Here is a 16,806-nt window from a genome sequence, read left to right as displayed (position 1 = left end):
TCATTTATTGTACTAAAGGGCTATTACTGACATTAAAATCAAACCCCTCAATTTCTGCATTCGAAATTAATTGCTCGATATATTGTGCAATTGCTTTTCGCTCTACTTTTTTCTCTAAATATTCTTTTATTCGTGCTTTTACAGCCTCAAATGGTAATTGAGCGCCCGGTTCTTTGTAATCTACCGAGACGATATGAAATCCAAATCGACTTTCAACTGGGTGCTTCATCAATCCAATCTCAGCTGCAAATACTTGACGCTCAAACTCAGCAACCGTTTGCCCTTTGGATAACTGACCTAACTCGCCGTTTATTTTTGCTGAATCACACTTTGAAAATTGAGCCGCCAGTTCACTGAACGATCCTCCATCTTGCAATGCTTGCAAAATTGATTCGGCGGTTTCTAACGCTTTGGCCCGCGCACTTTCATCCTCAATCGTTGCTGGAATCAAAATATGCCGTGCAGCAATCAACGGTGATGACGTAAATTTACTGAGATTTTGGCTATAGTAATGCTCGCATTCTTGCTCACTGGCATGTGGGAGTGCCACGTCGTGTTCAATGAGTTTATTGAGCATGGCATTTTGTTTTTGCTCTTCGCTATTTTGTGAGGACACAGAACAACTTAGTTTAAGTTCATCTAATCTTTGATTGAATAATTCACCTATGATCAAGCTTTCAGCTGCATTAATCATGGCTGAGCGGTGATCCTCGGCAGGATGGTATTGCATCTCTTGCAGGATTTGCGCTTCGCTAATAGTCGTTTGATTGACGGTAATCATAATAAACCTCGGCTTAAACCCCGCAGAACGGGGTTTAATGTTGTATTTACTTGCTACGGACCACTTGGTAGCTTCTGCTTAGATATTGAATTGGTACACTGGCAACATGTACTAAACGGCTAAATGGGAAGACTACAAACAAAGTCATACCTAAAAAGACGTGAAGCTTATAAATCCAATGAACATCAGCAATTGCTGCAGCAGCTTCAGTGCCATCAAATGTCACCATATTTTGCGCCCAACTCATCAGTTTTAGCATCTCCGCTCCATCCATATGTCCTGCGGAAACAAAAATCGACAGTAAACCTAAGATAAGTTGCACATAAAGCAGTAATAAGATTGCAATATCCATCGTACTGCTGGTCGCTCTTACGCGAGGGTTGCATAAACGTCGTTTGATTAATATGGTCAAACCATAAAAACAAATCACCCCAAAAACTCCACCTAATCCCATCGCGATCAACTGTTTATGGCTGGCTTCAATACCAACGATGTGCCACAGATCAGCTGGGGTTAATAAGCCAACAAAGTGACCCATAAGCACCATGATGATGCCAACATGGAAAGCTCGGCTACCTTTCTTAAGCTGCTTACTTTCAAGTAATTGGCTTGACCCTGTTTTCCAAGTGTATTGCTCACGGTCATAGCGAATGATTGAACCAATCACAAAAATCGCGAGGGCAATATAGGGATAAATCCCGAACATTAATGTGTTTAAGTAACTCATATTTTACTCCTTAGCTGGCCTGCTGATTAAAATCAGTCCAGGTCACTGGCACATGCTGGTCTTTACGTTGTGCATCGGTTGGACGATTCACTGAACTCGGGCAATTTTGTGCATCAGGTGCACCAAAAGTGACCGCTTCTTCTTCCCACTCTTTGTCGATGGCTTGTTTAGTGTCATCGCGTTTTTCACCGTTAATTTGCTCACGAAGCGCAATTAAATCCAGCTTGCTTTGTGCAATCTCAAGTAAGGTGACGAACACAATGGCGTACTCACTTTCTCGTTTTTCTAAACGACATTGTAACAAGGCTAAAATATGCTCAACTTCACTTAACCAATGTTGAGCATTGGCCTCACCTTGAGTCGCTAAAAACTCCAAAAACAATGGAATGTAATCAGGCAACTCATTTTTCGACAATTCTAAGCCCGCCTGTTTGTATTGCTCGATTAAATCAACCATGGCTTGACCACGGTCACGGCTTTCGCCGTGAACGTGTTCAAAAAGCCACAAGCCGAGTGCGCGACCGCGCTCAAATAAACCATCGTATTCAGCTTGCCAATCCATCAAATCTTTGGCGCATTGGTTCGAAATAAAACGCGACAACCCTTGCTTTGTTTCAACACTTAATGTGCTCTGATTAACGATGGCAAGTAACTCATGTTCTGCATCGACAAACTCAGTTGTCGGATAATCAAGCAGATGTGATAAAACGCTTAGTACATGCATAGTCATTACTCCTTCATCGATACTGGGATGATTTGCTTAACGGTTTGCTTTTTAGAACCAAATATATTCACACCGTTATTGCCATCACTACATCCATTACCAAAACTAAACCCACAGCCATTTTTCATGTCATAAGCATCTTCTGCATATGCTTTGTGGCTTGTTGGAATGACAAAACGGTCTTCATAGTTCGCAATTGCCATATATCGATACATGTCTTCCACTTGCTCAGCGCTTAAGCCGACCTGTTTTAACACTTCAAGATCTTCCATTCCTTCGACTTGTTGCGCTCGTTTGAAGGCACGCATGGCAATCATTCTTTCCAACGCTCTGACAACCGGAGCTTCATCCCCAGCAGTTAGCAGATTTGCTAAGTAGCGCAATGGGATTCTGAGTGATTTCAGATCTGGGATCACCCCTGCCATTCCAACATGACCCGCTTGTACCGCAGTTTGAATCGGTGAAAGAGGTGGAATGTACCAAACCATAGGTAAGGTTCTATATTCTGGGTGAAGCGGTAAAGCTACTTTCCATTCCATCGCCATTTTATAAACTGGTGATTGTCTTGCTGCAACTAACCAAGTTTCAGGGATCCCTTCAGCTTTAGCAGCGGCAATAACTTTCGGATCATTCGGATCGAGGAACATACTAAGCTGCGCAGGATATAAGTCTTGCTCATTTGGTACATTGGCCACTTCTTCTACTTTATCGGCATCATAAAGCAGCACACCTAAGTAACGAATACGTCCTACACACGTTTCAGCACACACAGTCGGTTGACCGGCTTCGATGCGAGGGAAACAGAAAATACATTTTTCTGATTTACCACTTTTCCAGTTGTAATAGATTTTTTTGTATGGGCAGCCCGATACACACATCCGCCAACCACGGCATTTATCTTGATCTATCAAAACAATGCCATCTTCTTCACGTTTGTAAATTGCGCCAGAAGGGCAACTTGCAACACAGGCAGGATTAATACAGTGCTCACATAAACGCGGCAAATACATCATGAACGTCTTTTCAAATTGACCATAAATATCTTTTTGAACGACATCATCAAAGTTTTTGTCTTTTTTACGCTCTGAGAACTCTGTTCCAAGAATTTCTTCCCAGTTAGGACCCCAATTAATTTTTTCCATACGCTGCCCAGTGATCAATGAACGTGGGCGAGCAACTGGCTGATGCTTACTATCTGGTGCGTTATGCAAGTGCTGATAATCAAAATCAAACGGTTCGTAATAATCGTCAATTTCTGGTAAATCAGGATTAGCGAAAATGTTTGCTAATAACCGACGTTTGTTCCCTTGGCGCGGCTCGAGTGTGCCATTGCTATTACGCTGCCAGCCGCCATTCCATTTATCTTGATTTTCCCACTCTTTTGGGTAACCAATACCAGGTTTTGTTTCAACGTTGTTAAACCAGGCGTATTCAACCCCTTCTCTACTTGTCCAAACATTCTTACAAGTGATAGAACAGGTGTGGCAGCCGATGCATTTGTCTAAGTTTAAGACCATGCCTATTTGTGCACGTACTTTCATAATATTTTCCTCGGCTACTCGTTATCTAACCAATCAACTTTGTCCATTTTACGAACGATGACGAACTCATCACGATTACAGCCCACTGTGCCGTAATAGTTGAATCCATAAGACTGCTGCGCATAACCACCGATCATGTGGGTTGGCTTCATAATGGCGCGAGTCACTGAGTTATGGATCCCGCCCCGAGTCCCTGATACTTCAGATCCTGGGGTGTTAACGATGCGTTCTTGTGCGTGATACATCATGCTCATGCCTTGCGGTACACGTTGCGAGACAACCGCACGAGCCGCGATGGCACCGTTGACGTTAAAGACCTCAATCCAGTCATTGTCTTTAATGCCTCCCTCTTTTGCGTCGATTTCACTAATCCATACAATTGGACCACCACGACTGAGGGTCAACATTAACAAGTTGTCAGAGTAGGTAGAGTGGATACCCCATTTTTGATGTGGTGTGATCCAGTTCAATGTTAACTCTTTATGACCGTTCGGTTTTTTGCCCAGCATTGGTTGGGTTGTTTTTAGATTGACAGGCGGCTTGTAAGACACCATCGTTTCACCAAAATCACGCATCCATTGATGGTCTTGGTAGAACTGTTGTCGACCCGTCACTGTTCGCCAAGGAATAAGCTCATGGACATTTGTGTAGCCTGCGTTGTATGACACGTGTTCATCTTCAAGACCAGACCAGGTTGGCGAGCTGATGATTTTACGTGGCTGTGCTTGAATATCCCTAAAGCGAATTTTTTCTTCCTCTTTAGGTTTGGCTAAGTGAGTATGGTCACGGCCGGTAAATTCACCCAGCGCTTCCCATGCTTTTACCGCGACTTGACCATTTGTTTCTGGTGCAAGGCTTAAGATCACTTCCGCTGCATCGATGGCCGTTTCAATTTTCGGACGGCCTTTATGCGGGCCTTCTTCTGTGTGTTTGTAATTAAGTTCACCTAAGAAATCGACTTCTTTTTGCGTATTCCAGTTGATGCCTTTACCGCCATTACCAAGCTTGTCTAACATTGGACCAAGCGAGGTAAAACGATTATAAGTATTAGGATAATCACGCTCTACAACGACCATATTAGGTGCCGTTAAGCCCGGAATTAAGTCACATTCACCTTTCCACCACATTTTAATACCATCCGGCTGAGCCAGCTCAGATGGGGTATCATGCATTAATGGAACAGTAACAAGATCTTGCTCTACACCTAAGTGTCCCTCACACAGCTCAGAGAATTTTTTCGCAATCCCTTTAAAAATATCCCAGTCAGAGCGAGACTCCCATACAGGGTCGACCGCTTTTGATAGTGGGTGAATAAATGGATGCATATCTGAGGTATTCATATCATCTTTTTCATACCACGTTGCTGTTGGTAGGACGATATCTGAATACAAACAGGTCGTTGACATCCGAAAATCCAATGTGACCCATAAATCAACTTTGCCTTCAGGTGCTTTGTCATGCCAAACCACGTCTTCAGGTTTTTTATCCCCGCTTTCGCCAAGATCTTTACCTTGTAGACCATGCTTAGTCCCTAAGAAATGGCGCAGCATGTATTCATGGCCTTTACCTGACGAACCCAACAGATTTGAGCGCCAAATAAACATGTTATGTGGGAAATTTTTCGGGTTATCCGGATCTTCACAAGCAAACTTTAGGTCGCCTGATTTTAATTGCTGTACTGCATAATCCTTCGCTGTCATGCCTGCTTTTTCTGCGTCTTTACATAACTGCAGTGGATTCATTCCTAGCTGTGGTGCAGACGGTAACCAACCCATACGTTCAGCGCGCGTATTGTAGTCAAGAATTGACCCTGTCCATTTACTTTTATCTGCCAGCGGTGACAGTACTTCTGTCATTTCAAGCTTTTCATAACGCCATTGATCAGAGTGGTTGTAGAAAAAGGATGTGCCATTCATTTGACGTGGCGGACGCTGCCAGTCCAATCCAAATGCTAAAGGTAACCAGCCACATTGCGGGCGTAATTTTTCTTGACCTACGTAGTGCGCCCAACCACCGCCAGATTGACCAACACAACCGCATAACATCAACATGTTAATCAAACCACGGTAATTCATATCCATGTTGTACCAATGGTTTAGTGCAGCGCCAACAATGACCATACTACGGCCACGGGTTTTGTTTGCATTATCCGCAAACTCACGCGCAATTTGAATCACGTGATCGGCATTCACACCAGTGATTTTTTCTTGCCATGCTGGCGTATAAGGCACGTCATCATAAAACGTTTTAGCGACATCAGGGTCATTTAAACCATTATCAACGCCGTAGTGCGCAATCATTAAATCAAAAACAGTTGCCACCAATGCTTGAGAACCATCTTTTAATGTAATAGTTTTAACTGGTACATTTCGTTTTTGGATTTCATCATGTTTAGTATGATGGAAGTACCCTAATTCATGAGCTTGCGCACCAAAATATGGGAAGAGCACCGACTCAACTTTATCGGCATGCTCTTTCAGACTGAGGGTTAATTTAACTTCATTACCCGTGCTACCATCACGCTGTTCAATGTTCCATTTCCCTTTTTCACCCCAACGATAACCGATGGCTCCAGTTGGAGAGACTAATGACCCATTTTCATCAATACCAATTGTTTTCCATTTTGGATTGTTGTCTTGGCCTAAATTATCGGCAAGATCTGCTGCACGTAAAAACGCACCTTGGGTATAGCCCTGTTCCGTTTTATCTAAAACAACTAACATCGGCATGTCGGTGTAACGACGCACATAGTCAGTGAAGTATTCACTTGGCTTATCAATATGGAATTCTTTTAAAATTACATGACCAAATGCCATCGCTAACGCTGCGTCAGTCCCTTGCTTAGGAGCTAACCACATATCGGCTAATTTTGAACATTCTGAGTAATCTGATGTTATAACGACCGTTTTAGTCCCTTTATAACGTACTTCTGTGAAGAAATGAGCATCGGGAGTTCTCGTTTGAGGTACATTTGAACCCCAAGCAATAATATAGTTTGAGTTATACCAATCTGCTGATTCAGGTACATCTGTTTGCTCACCCCAAATCTGTGGTGATGCTGGTGGAAGGTCACAATACCAATCATAAAAACTTAAACAGTTACCACCGATAAGAGAGAGGTAACGAGAACCTGCCGCATAACTAACCATACTCATAGCTGGGATCGGCGAAAACCCCATAATTCGATCTGGCCCATATGTTTTTGCGGTATAAACATTTGAAGCAGCGATGATTTCGTTCACTTCATCCCAGTCTGCACGGACAAAACCACCCAAGCCCCGTTTTGATTTGTAACTCTTGGCTTTTTCAGGGTTCGTGATGATTGATTCCCATGCTTTAACAGGATCCGAAAAGCTTGTTTTTGCTTCACGCCACAACTGAAGTAGCACTTTACGTACTTTAGGATGTTTTAAACGATTAGCACTGTAAATATACCAAGAATAACTTGCGCCACGAGGACAGCCACGTGGTTCGTGATTCGGTAAGTCTGGACGGGTACGTGGGTAATCCGTTTGTTGTGTTTCCCAAGTAACTAAACCGTCTTTCACATAAATTTTCCAACTACATGATCCTGTACAGTTCACACCATGTGTTGAACGAACAACTTTATCATGTTGCCAGCGACGGCGATACCCGTCTTCCCAATCGCGATTTTCATCAGTGGTGACACCGTGACCACTAGCAAAACTTTGCTTATTGGTCTTAAAAAAGCGCATTTTATTTAAGAAATGGCTCATATTTTTACTCTCCTATCCTGCTTGATTGATGCACGCTGCCAAATGGCACATTAACTAGGCAGGCTGCTACATTGCTTATCAAAATATAGTGACCTAAGACAAAATAACTTGATTTTGATCAATAACTCAATTGCTCTAATTAACTGAAAAATCTATAGATACCTAATAAGTGGTAGTGCAATTCCCCCTAAAATATGGCGAAATTACTGGAGTTGATAACATTCAAGCGTTATCGTTTAGCAGTCATAAAAATACGGGTAATTATTGTGGGTATGCGTTTTAAAGAGCTTAAAAATCGTTTCGATGGCTCGGTAATGGTTTATATCAAGGGGTCGATTATTGGTGTGATCAGCTTAGCTATATGCACCTTGTTAGCCTCATACTGGGTGACTGAATTGGCCGATCTGGATGCCAAAGCCATCAATGTGAGTGGTACGCTGCGCATGGACACCTACGAAATTGGCATGTACGCGATTGAAGGAGAAGCCTCTCTCGTCTATGAACAGATTGTGCAATTTGAGGACAAGTTAGACGACCCCATTTTTATTAAACTCCAAAATGACCCCGAACTGGCACCCTTATGGCTGAAGTTGGTGACACATTGGCACCAAGACTTAAAACCCGCGTTATTATATTTACCTATTGAAAATCACAATCAATTTAATGCACAAATAATCGAGCTTGCCACATTTGCAGATAATTTTGTCTCTGCAGTTCAAGCTCATGCCGAAGGAAAAATTAGGTTATTACGAACGATTCAGATAGCAGCGTTGTTTATCACCCTGCTCTTTGGAATTTTTATTCTCCATTTATTGACTCTGCGTGTTGAAAAGCCCCTCGCCGAACTCACTCACGCCGCTTATATTATTGGCAAAGGCAATTTTACGCATCAGATCAATGTAAAAGGTGATGATGAGCTGGCTTTACTGGGTGCAACATTCAATCATACCAGCCAGGCGATTGCTTCAATGTATGGCCAGTTAGAAAGCCGTGTAAAAGAACAAACCCATGAGCTAGAAATCAACAATCAAGTATTAGCTTTTTTGTTCAAAACAGCACGGCTATTATTAGAAACACAAGAGAAAAAGACAGATTTTCAACATATAATCGATGATTTGTCCAAACTTATCCAAGTCGATGATATTGAACTATGTACCATGACCTCCGAAGGAGAGATCCCCTATGCACAAGTCAAACCCTTATCCGATCAAATAGGGCCTTGCGGGGAACGCAGTTGTGACAATTGCGAAGGAAACGCTGCTTTTGTTTCGCTCAGTCAACCAACTGTAATGAAATTTCCACTCGTTTATGGTGAGCAAAACTATGGTGTCATAGTCCTGCGCGGACTCAATAAGTATCAAGCCGATTCCTGGCAACTCCAACTCGTACAATCGGTTGCTGACCAAGTAGCATTATCCCTGAATTTAGAAGTCCAACACGATCAATCTCGACGCATCGCATTACTCAACGAACGCACAGCCATTGCGCGAGAATTGCATGACTCTCTTGCTCAGGCTCTTTCATATTTGAAAATTCAAGTCACTCGCTTGACCAAAACTCACGAAAAACAAAAGTTTGAATTACAACCTCCGATCATCGATGAGCTCAAAATGGGTTTAGATTCAGCTTATCGCCAATTGCGAGAATTACTGACCACATTTCGACTTTCAATGGTCAGTGAGGGACTTCAAGCCGCATTGAAAAAAACCATCGAACAATTATCTGCACAGTCGAGCATTAAATTTCATCTCAACTTTGCTATCAATCAAATCCCACTTTCACCCATGGAAGAAATTCATATTTTGCAAATCACCCGCGAAGCCTGCCAAAATTCAGTACATCATAGCCAAGGAGAAAATGTCTGGATTGATTTGATGATGACACCAGACAAGCAACTTCAATTGAACGTCAGTGATGATGGTGTCGGTATGGCAATGAGTTCAACAAAAATGAACCACTATGGCATGGCCATTATGCAAGAAAGAGCAAAGCACCTACGCGGAGAGTTAAACATCAACCCAAGCAAACAGCAAGGTACACAAGTCACCTTGTTGTTTCAACCACAAGGAGGCGCTGAGGATTATCATTAGAACCTGTTGATCTTTCGAGGATGTTTATAACGAATTGTTGTTCTCTTATATTAGTCTAAGGCTTGTGGCATCGTCATTCTACAAAAAGCCGACGCGATTACTAAAATGAACAACAATCACGTCCGAGTGAGGCAACTATAAATGAATTCGGCTTTGCTGAGCAACTTGTTGCGAACAAAGAGTGCTCAGATTGCTAGGCGATCACTCTCTCACCGCGCTTAATCTATATCCATTTGTATCGCGAACAAAATTAAACCAGTAAAACTCACTACGCCTTAATTAATGCAATTTTTATCTATATAAATACAGATCTTAAAACATTCCCCATAAACTAAGTGACGTGTAATCCGATCTATCTCTAAGTTGCCTCAAGGGCTAACCACAAATGGGCATATCTAATTTAAGTGTTCTCTATAAAATTAAAACGACAATATAAATACAGAGGACACACGATGAATATAATGCACAACGCTGTTCAAGAGCTCGCTGTGAATATACCCGGTGCAACAGATCTATTTAACAATTACCACATTGATTTTACGGCTCAACAGCCTCTGTTATTAAAAGATACTGAGATTTCGGGTGAGATAACCTTGTTCAATCTAGTCGAAAAATTAGACTCTCTGCTACACGAACATGCAATGTCACGTCATAATCAGTGGCAAGCTGTATCGAAGCAAGAGTTAATCGCCCACATCCTAGAAAACTATCATGCCAAGCATAGAGTGCAATTATCAGATGCCATTCGTTTATCACAAAAAATAGCTAACGCGCACGCCAGTCACCCTGATTTTCCCCATGAGCTGGAATCACATTTAGCGCAAATGCAGTTTGAACTTGAAGAACACATGATGAAGGAAGAGCTCATTTTATTTCCAATGTTAGAAAAAGGGATGTTCCCTCTAGGGCCGATTTCTGTGATGGAGTCAGAACATATTGATCATGCAAAAGCACTCGAACTGCTAAGAACTATCACTAATGAGTTTTCACCTCCAAAAGATGCGTGTAACAGCTGGATCACACTTTATAAAGATTTACTCGAACTCTATTTTGATTTAAAAGACCACATTCATCTAGAAAACGAGATTTTATTTCAAGCAGAAGATCAACCTGCACGCTAGATAATAACTCTTTTAACCTAAATCCTAGTTAATTTATTAATCATTAGAATGGCCACATGAAAAGTGGCCATTTTTGTCTTAAGCTATCGCACGTGCCTTTCGGTGGTAATGCCGATCAGCATGCTCCTCTCTTCTTCCCTTACTAAAGGCAGAGACACGTTTTAAATACCCTATTACTCGTGTAGCATGATCAACATTACTCGAACTACAACGAGTGCAACAATTAAGTGTTCGCTTCTCGATATGTTCACAGTCATTACAAATGGTCGTTTTGACGTTAATACAAAAATAATTACACCCTGTTTTAGCTGCAACATTAAAAAGATGAAGGTAATGCTGCTCACTTAAATGCTCTTCTAAATTAAGATGTAAAGCTGAGCCACCATCTAAATATTGGGTCAATGCCTTGCCATGTAAGATAAATTTATCAAGGTGATTTATAACCTCATCTTCAACACGGTAAAAATAACTGTTGTAGCAGTCTCTTGGCACCACATAGTCATCTTTGCTATCCCATTTCGCATTTTTTACCCCAAGGTTTTCTGCTGGCACAAACTCTGTATTAAATAAAAACCCTGTTTCTTTACTTGTTATACGATTTTGTTGGTAAATGACTTTTAATTGCGCGTCTACCCAATGTGTATATTCATCATTCGCACTAATGTTAATTCCTAAAAACTCGGCCGCTTCGACCAATCCATTAATGCCGATAGTCAGAAACTGTTTATTAAAAGAAATAAAACCCGCATCATACACAGGTAAAAGACCTGCTAATTGGTAGTCTTCCATCAAATGACGATACGCTATTTGGTATTTTTGTATTTTTTGTATTTCGACACTCAAATCTCTGCCATCTTGGACGAGCCGATTCATATTAAGGGTAATAACATTGATTGAGCCTGTTGCGACCCCTCCTGCACCTAAACTATAAGAAAAACTATGGTCATTAATTTCATTTCTTAAGCGACAACACGATGCTAACGAGTCGGCACTCTCGGATTGATAAACAAAGAATGACCCGCCTTCACTCAAATTTTTTGCGCACATAGCAGCAAAGTCATGATCAACTGGTTTATTATCAGTCACCAACATTGCTGCTGTGACCACAGGAAAAGTTAAAATCGCTTTACTTCTCTCATCATTAAACCAACAGAGGAAAAAACGCTGTAGTTCTTTGACGGTTTGCCACATAGACGATGTCATGTCTGGGAACACAAAATGTCCAAACATGGCTTCAAAATAGGGTTGATCGTAAAGCGAAATGTTCCAAAAGACACTTTGATAGCCGCGCGCCGCCGCTGGCTGATTTAAAGCATACACAACATGCTGCAAATGATTTTCAATCTTTTTTCGACTGGTGATGAGGTAATCCTCACCGTAATCCTTACGAGCAAAGTAATCGAAATACATCAAAAACTCGACTGTCGCAATTGCGCCTGCAAATTGCGCACTGATAGCAAACACTAAGTTCACAAAACTGCCACAAAAAGATTCTAAATGTTTTGGGGCTTTTGATTCTCCCCCCAACTTAGTCAGACCATCCAATAAAAATGGATACATAGTAATAGAGGTACAATAAGGTTTTAGACTCGTTTCATCATGCACATAAATTTCATGTTGGTTTATTTGACGCAAATACTCTTCACTCAGTGCTTCACCATACAACTGTTTGATTTTTTTACTCACTTGCGCTCTATTTACCTGAATAAAGTAATCTTTCATTAGTTCCGACTCTAATGTTGCGATATTCTTTAACGTCACATTAGCGTTTGCATCCATAGTCGAACCATCAGCCGCATTCTTCGCATTAACATAGTTATCAATGAAAATGTGTTTTTTTTCTAATTGTTCTGGTGTTAACAACATAGTTTATTCCTTCAAAAAGTGTGCATTAAGTAATTGTCCAGTCGAGAGTTCTATAAATCGCTGGTTTGTATTCGGCGTTTCGAGGCCACCTAACGTATCAATATATGGCCCGGTTTTGAGATAGGTCAGCTGCGCTTTTAACGACATTGAGACATCGTTTCTGCCTGTATAAAGGCATGTTTTGAGCCCTTGTAATTTAGCTTCTTTTAATAGCTGAATTAGCAATACTTCTTCCCATTCACCGCCAAAAAATACGACACAAGTGATAAGGCCTTGGTATTGCACCAACCACTTTGAAAACGTCAATAGTGTTAACGGTTCACCTTTATTTTCATCCCACAACTGAGGGCTATGGCAACCTCGGCAACCTATCTGGCAGCCCGTGCATAAAAAGCCTAAAGAAATTTCCTGCGGGACTTCTTGAAAACATACCTGAGGAACAAATGTACGTAGCATAATCTATATATAGTGACAAAATAAAATTTAGACACAATATATAGTGACAATCAGTTTTTCGCCATTTCGTTTGTTGATCTAAATCAAGCTTTAATACGAACTAAATAGTCAATTTATAGGTAGGTAAACGTCACCCCAAAAACCATTACAAATTGTTTGATTGAACAGTTAGATACACACTAACCCCACTTTTGGCAGTTGTTTGCAGCAACTACCCATTTAGGGTGAGTTCAATACTCAAAAATATTTGTTAGACTCGTTTTTTTGCTTTGAAAAGAGTATTTATGGTAACTAAAATTGGTATTTTAACCGTTAGTGATAGAGCAAGCCGTGGCCAATATGATGATCTCTCTGGCCCTGCAATTGTGGACACCTTAACCACTTACCTTTCCTCACCTTGGCAAGCAGTTTATCGACTTGTAGAAGATGAACAGCCCTTAATCGAGCAAGCGCTATGTGAACTTTGCGATGATGAAAAATGTGCTCTAGTGATTACAACAGGTGGGACGGGTCCAGCAAAACGAGATGTCACACCAGAAGCAACCGAAGCTGTTTGCGATAAAATGATGCCTGGTTTTGGCGAACTGATGCGCCAAGAAAGCTTAAAATATGTCCCAACTGCTATTTTATCTAGACAGACTGCCGGCATTCGCGATAACAGCCTCATTATTAATTTACCCGGTAAACCTAAAGCAATTAAACAATGCTTAGATGCTGTTTTTCCTGCTGTCCCTTATTGCATTGATTTATTAGAAGGCCCCTTCCTAACTTGCGATGATACGGTGATCCAAGTTTTTCGCCCTAAATCATAATCTGTCATTGCTGCAAAATACGGGGGAGCAATTCTGCCTCACCCCGTGCATCTAATCACCGATACACGACTATTCTTAGAACTGTCGCTTATAGCTTTATGAAAAGGAGCTGTTTATTCATTCTTATGAGCTGAGTTTTTTAAATAAAGACTCTGGGAGGTGACCTATGAGCAGCCGACACGCAAGCGATTAAAATCCCTTCCATCGTTTGTCAGTGCTCAAGCTAGATAGCTTGTAGCTTCGATCACAACTCATTAGTGAACATTAATCGGGCCATGGTAATTTCGGTAAGGTTTGTTTTTGGCGAAGTAATTTATATGAAATTACCACCTACGTATAAAATTCAAACAAAGATCAACAGCCCTAATTTATGAAACTAACATTTAGCTGATATAGATCAATATGAAATCGTTCTGCTATTGCTGAAAGCCTGTTGAACCAGTAGAGTTTAATGATAATCATTTTTATTTTCCTTGTAAGAATATGACACTTTTTCAGTTACAGCGCTCTCAAAAAGCTTACATTTGTACTTTACCTGACAATTTTGACTTATCGTCGAAATTAATAGAGCAAGGTTTTGCTTTGAAAACCGAAATATCGCTTGCGCATAAAGCACCATTTAATGGTCCTCTAGCGTTTAATCTTCACGGTACTAAAATGTGTTTAGCACCAAATGTTGCTCAGCAAATAGGGATAGAAATCGTCTAATGTCAAAACCTTTACATTTAGCCTTAGTTGGTTTTGCAAATTCTGGTAAAAGTACTTTTTTTAATAACTTAAGTGGTGCAAATCAAAAAACAGGTAACTGAACAGGCGTAACAGTTGTGGTAAAACAGCAAACATTTCAATTTAATCAACAGGCAACGCTATTATCAGATTTACCAGGGATAAGCTCACTGACGACAAGAGCACAGCAAGGTAAAGACTTATCAATTACACAACAGTTTATTGCTGAGCAAGCGATTGACTGTATTATTAATGTTGTAGATGCAACTCAATTAAAACGTCAATTATATTTAACCACACAAATCCTTGAATTAGGTTTACCAGTTGTTGTGGTTTTAAATAAATTTGACCGCAATGAAGCGCTAGGCATTGATACTAAACGCTTGGCTAAAGAGTTAGGTTGTCAGGTCTTTACTGCTAATAGTTTAGATAAAAACACTCTTGCCAATGTTGAGAAAAAATTATCCGTGTTACCGCAACCGGCAAAAAGACCTGCAAATTTAATTATTCCGCAAGACATATTAATTAAGTTAGAAACTAACAAGCAATGTCAGCCCAAGTCTTTATTGTCATTAGAGCTAAGTAGTTGCAATAACAGTGGTTGCCAACAAACAGATAAAGATACGCTGGCTATTATGCAGTCGCGATATGAGTTTATTCATCAAACTATTGCGCGTACTCAACATCATGAAAGCCAGCCACAAACCTTAAGCGATAAACTTGATAACTTCATTTTACACCCTTGGTTAGGTATCCCCATTTTTTTGGGCATAATGTACTTATTGTTTATGCTTGCCATCAATGTCGGTAGTGCTTTTATTGATTTTTTTGATGTAATTGCTGGCGCTGTTTTTGTTGATTATCCGCAAAAATTTTTGACTGAATTTGGCTTGCCTCAATGGTTATTAGCCTTAATTGAAGGGGCTGGTTTGGGTATTCAAACGGTTGCTACCTTCATACCTGTAATTGCCTGTTTATTTGTTGGCTTATCATTACTTGAAAGTAGTGGTTATTTAGCCCGAGCAGCTTTTGTTGTTGACAGTGTGATGCAAAAAATCGGTTTGCCAGGTAAAGCCTTTGTACCGCTCATTGTTGGTTTTGGTTGTACGGTACCTGCGGTTATGTCAGCCAGAATACTTGATAATGAACGTGAACGTATTACCACAATAATGATGTCACCATTTATGTCATGTGGTGCCCGCTTGCCTGTTTACGCCTTGTTTGCTGCAGCTTTCTTTCCTGAGTCAGGGCAGAACTTAGTCTTTTTACTTTATTTAATTGGTATTGCCGCAGCGCTCTTTACTGGGTTTTTACTTAAGCACACTGTATTAATGGGTAATAATTCGGTAAACATAATGGAATTGCCCTTGTACGAAATGCCTAAGTGGTCGTTTTTGCTTCAACGTGTTTGGCAGCGCACTCGCTCGTTTATTTTAGGAGCAGGTAAAACAATTGTAATTGTAGTTTGTGTACTTAACTTTTTTAACTCGTTAGGTACTGATGGCGAATTTGGTCATCATGATTCGCAAGAGTCATTATTGAGTAAAAGTGCTCAAGTGGTTACGCCTTTGCTTGCGCCGATGGGTGTGAAAGAAGATAACTGGCAAGCAAGCGTTGGTATTATTACCGGTTTATTTGCTAAAGAAGCCTTAGTTGCCACCTTTAATAGTTTGTATTCAACTCAAAGTGATGAAAGCGCTAAACTCGCATCGCCTGTAGAAATATGGCAAGAGGCTACTGATTCAATAAAAGAAAATTTGCTTGGCATTAAAGCAGGTGACCCCTTAGGTGTAAATATTGGTGACGTTACCTCCCTTGAAGTTGCTGCACAAGAGCAAGGGGTTGAGGAGTCAACATTCACGGTTATGCAAGCAGCTTTTGCAGGAAAAATAGGTGCGTTTTCATACCTACTGTTTATTCTACTTTATACCCCATGCGCTGCGGCAATGGGGGCGATAAAGAACGAAGTTGGTAGCCGCTGGGCTGGTTTTGCTGCTTTATGGAGTTTTGCCTTGGCATATTTAAGTGCGACATTTATTTATCAAATAGCAACTATTAACGCTGACCCTATAACAGCAAGTATTAGTATTGGTGTAGTTGTCTTAATATTTTTAACTCTTTACCTCTGGTTAAAACGCTTCGGTAAAAAAATACTCACTATTCCAACACAAGTGAGTTATAGCTAATTGTCGTTAAGAAGTTGCGATTAGCAATCATGAAAAAAG

Annotated in this window: 11 protein-coding genes and 1 pseudogene; 5 read left to right on the top strand and 7 right to left on the bottom strand. The window is 40.7% G+C overall.

Features of this window, described 5'->3' with window-relative positions; genetic code table 11:
* Nucleotides 1-4: 4 nt before the first annotated feature.
* The 5 genes from AC3KZC_RS06815 to AC3KZC_RS06795 are packed head-to-tail and all read right to left on the bottom strand — an operon-like array spanning nucleotide 5 to nucleotide 7,510.
* Nucleotides 5-781: a peptidylprolyl isomerase gene (locus tag AC3KZC_RS06815; RefSeq protein ID WP_086742389.1), complete on the bottom strand. Its 777-nt coding sequence runs from the start codon at nucleotides 779-781 to the stop codon at nucleotides 5-7.
* A 46-nt stretch (nucleotides 782-827) separates the two neighbouring features.
* Nucleotides 828-1,508 (bottom strand): respiratory nitrate reductase subunit gamma, encoded by a 681-nt coding sequence (narI, locus tag AC3KZC_RS06810; protein WP_490576731.1) that lies wholly within the window; start codon nucleotides 1,506-1,508, stop codon nucleotides 828-830.
* A gap of 10 nt (nucleotides 1,509-1,518) precedes the next feature.
* A complete protein-coding gene (narJ, locus tag AC3KZC_RS06805; RefSeq protein WP_490576730.1) occupies nucleotides 1,519-2,232 on the bottom strand; it encodes a nitrate reductase molybdenum cofactor assembly chaperone in 714 nt (237 codons plus the stop codon).
* A 5-nt stretch (nucleotides 2,233-2,237) separates the two neighbouring features.
* A complete protein-coding gene (narH, locus tag AC3KZC_RS06800; protein WP_086742391.1) occupies nucleotides 2,238-3,773 on the bottom strand; it encodes a nitrate reductase subunit beta in 1,536 nt (511 codons plus the stop codon).
* Nucleotides 3,774-3,787: 14 nt separating this feature from the next.
* Entirely contained in the window at nucleotides 3,788-7,510 is a 3,723-nt protein-coding gene (locus AC3KZC_RS06795) for a nitrate reductase subunit alpha (protein WP_490576729.1), read from the bottom strand.
* A 272-nt stretch (nucleotides 7,511-7,782) separates the two neighbouring features.
* On the opposite strand from AC3KZC_RS06795, the gene AC3KZC_RS06790 reads away from it, so the two are divergent.
* Nucleotides 7,783-9,600 carry a histidine kinase gene (locus AC3KZC_RS06790; RefSeq protein ID WP_490576728.1) on the top strand — a complete coding sequence of 606 codons (1,818 nt, stop codon included), beginning with the start codon at nucleotides 7,783-7,785 and terminating at the stop codon, nucleotides 9,598-9,600.
* Nucleotides 9,601-10,052: 452 nt separating this feature from the next.
* Entirely contained in the window at nucleotides 10,053-10,721 is a 669-nt protein-coding gene (locus AC3KZC_RS06785; protein ID WP_138686514.1) for a hemerythrin domain-containing protein, read from the top strand.
* Nucleotides 10,722-10,799: 78 nt separating this feature from the next.
* On the opposite strand, the gene nrdD is transcribed toward AC3KZC_RS06785, so the two are convergent.
* Nucleotides 10,800-12,587, bottom strand: coding sequence for an anaerobic ribonucleoside-triphosphate reductase (gene nrdD / locus AC3KZC_RS06780; RefSeq protein ID WP_490576727.1), 1,788 nt, complete (start codon nucleotides 12,585-12,587; stop codon nucleotides 10,800-10,802).
* Between the two features lie 3 nt (nucleotides 12,588-12,590).
* Complete coding sequence (gene nrdG, locus AC3KZC_RS06775; protein WP_086744541.1) at nucleotides 12,591-13,043, bottom strand: anaerobic ribonucleoside-triphosphate reductase activating protein; 453 nt, start codon at nucleotides 13,041-13,043, stop codon at nucleotides 12,591-12,593.
* A 284-nt stretch (nucleotides 13,044-13,327) separates the two neighbouring features.
* Here nrdG and mog point away from each other — a divergent pair, with 284 nt between their 5' ends.
* The 3 genes and pseudogenes from mog to feoB all read left to right on the top strand — a co-directional run bounded on the left by mog (nucleotide 13,328) and on the right by feoB (nucleotide 16,767).
* Complete coding sequence (mog, locus tag AC3KZC_RS06770; protein ID WP_490576726.1) at nucleotides 13,328-13,855, top strand: molybdopterin adenylyltransferase; 528 nt, start codon at nucleotides 13,328-13,330, stop codon at nucleotides 13,853-13,855.
* Between the two features lie 483 nt (nucleotides 13,856-14,338).
* On the top strand, nucleotides 14,339-14,563 hold the full coding sequence (locus AC3KZC_RS06765) for a FeoA family protein (protein ID WP_490576725.1): 225 nt from the start codon (nucleotides 14,339-14,341) through the stop codon (nucleotides 14,561-14,563).
* A pseudogene (gene feoB, locus AC3KZC_RS06760) lies at nucleotides 14,563-16,767 on the top strand (ferrous iron transport protein B). Before AC3KZC_RS06765 ends, feoB begins: the two are co-directional and overlap by 1 nt.
* Nucleotides 16,768-16,806 lie beyond the last annotated feature (39 nt).

The organism is Pseudoalteromonas sp. J2K-J031 (genome assembly GCF_058197095.2).
The sequence above is the reverse complement of the archived record's forward strand: the minus strand, read 5'-3'. Positions and strand labels throughout refer to the sequence as shown.

Coding starts and splice junctions, on each gene's coding strand:
- AC3KZC_RS06815 (WP_086742389.1), bottom strand. CDS start 781: ATGATTACCGTCAATCAAACGACTATTAGCGAAGCGCAAATCCTGCAA.
- narI (WP_490576731.1), bottom strand. CDS start 1,508: ATGAGTTACTTAAACACATTAATGTTCGGGATTTATCCCTATATTGCC.
- narJ (WP_490576730.1), bottom strand. CDS start 2,232: ATGCATGTACTAAGCGTTTTATCACATCTGCTTGATTATCCGACAACT.
- narH (WP_086742391.1), bottom strand. CDS start 3,773: ATGAAAGTACGTGCACAAATAGGCATGGTCTTAAACTTAGACAAATGC.
- AC3KZC_RS06795 (WP_490576729.1), bottom strand. CDS start 7,510: ATGAGCCATTTCTTAAATAAAATGCGCTTTTTTAAGACCAATAAGCAA.
- AC3KZC_RS06790 (WP_490576728.1), top strand. CDS start 7,783: ATGCGTTTTAAAGAGCTTAAAAATCGTTTCGATGGCTCGGTAATGGTT.
- AC3KZC_RS06785 (WP_138686514.1), top strand. CDS start 10,053: ATGAATATAATGCACAACGCTGTTCAAGAGCTCGCTGTGAATATACCC.
- nrdD (WP_490576727.1), bottom strand. CDS start 12,587: ATGTTGTTAACACCAGAACAATTAGAAAAAAAACACATTTTCATTGAT.
- nrdG (WP_086744541.1), bottom strand. CDS start 13,043: ATGCTACGTACATTTGTTCCTCAGGTATGTTTTCAAGAAGTCCCGCAG.
- mog (WP_490576726.1), top strand. CDS start 13,328: ATGGTAACTAAAATTGGTATTTTAACCGTTAGTGATAGAGCAAGCCGT.
- AC3KZC_RS06765 (WP_490576725.1), top strand. CDS start 14,339: ATGACACTTTTTCAGTTACAGCGCTCTCAAAAAGCTTACATTTGTACT.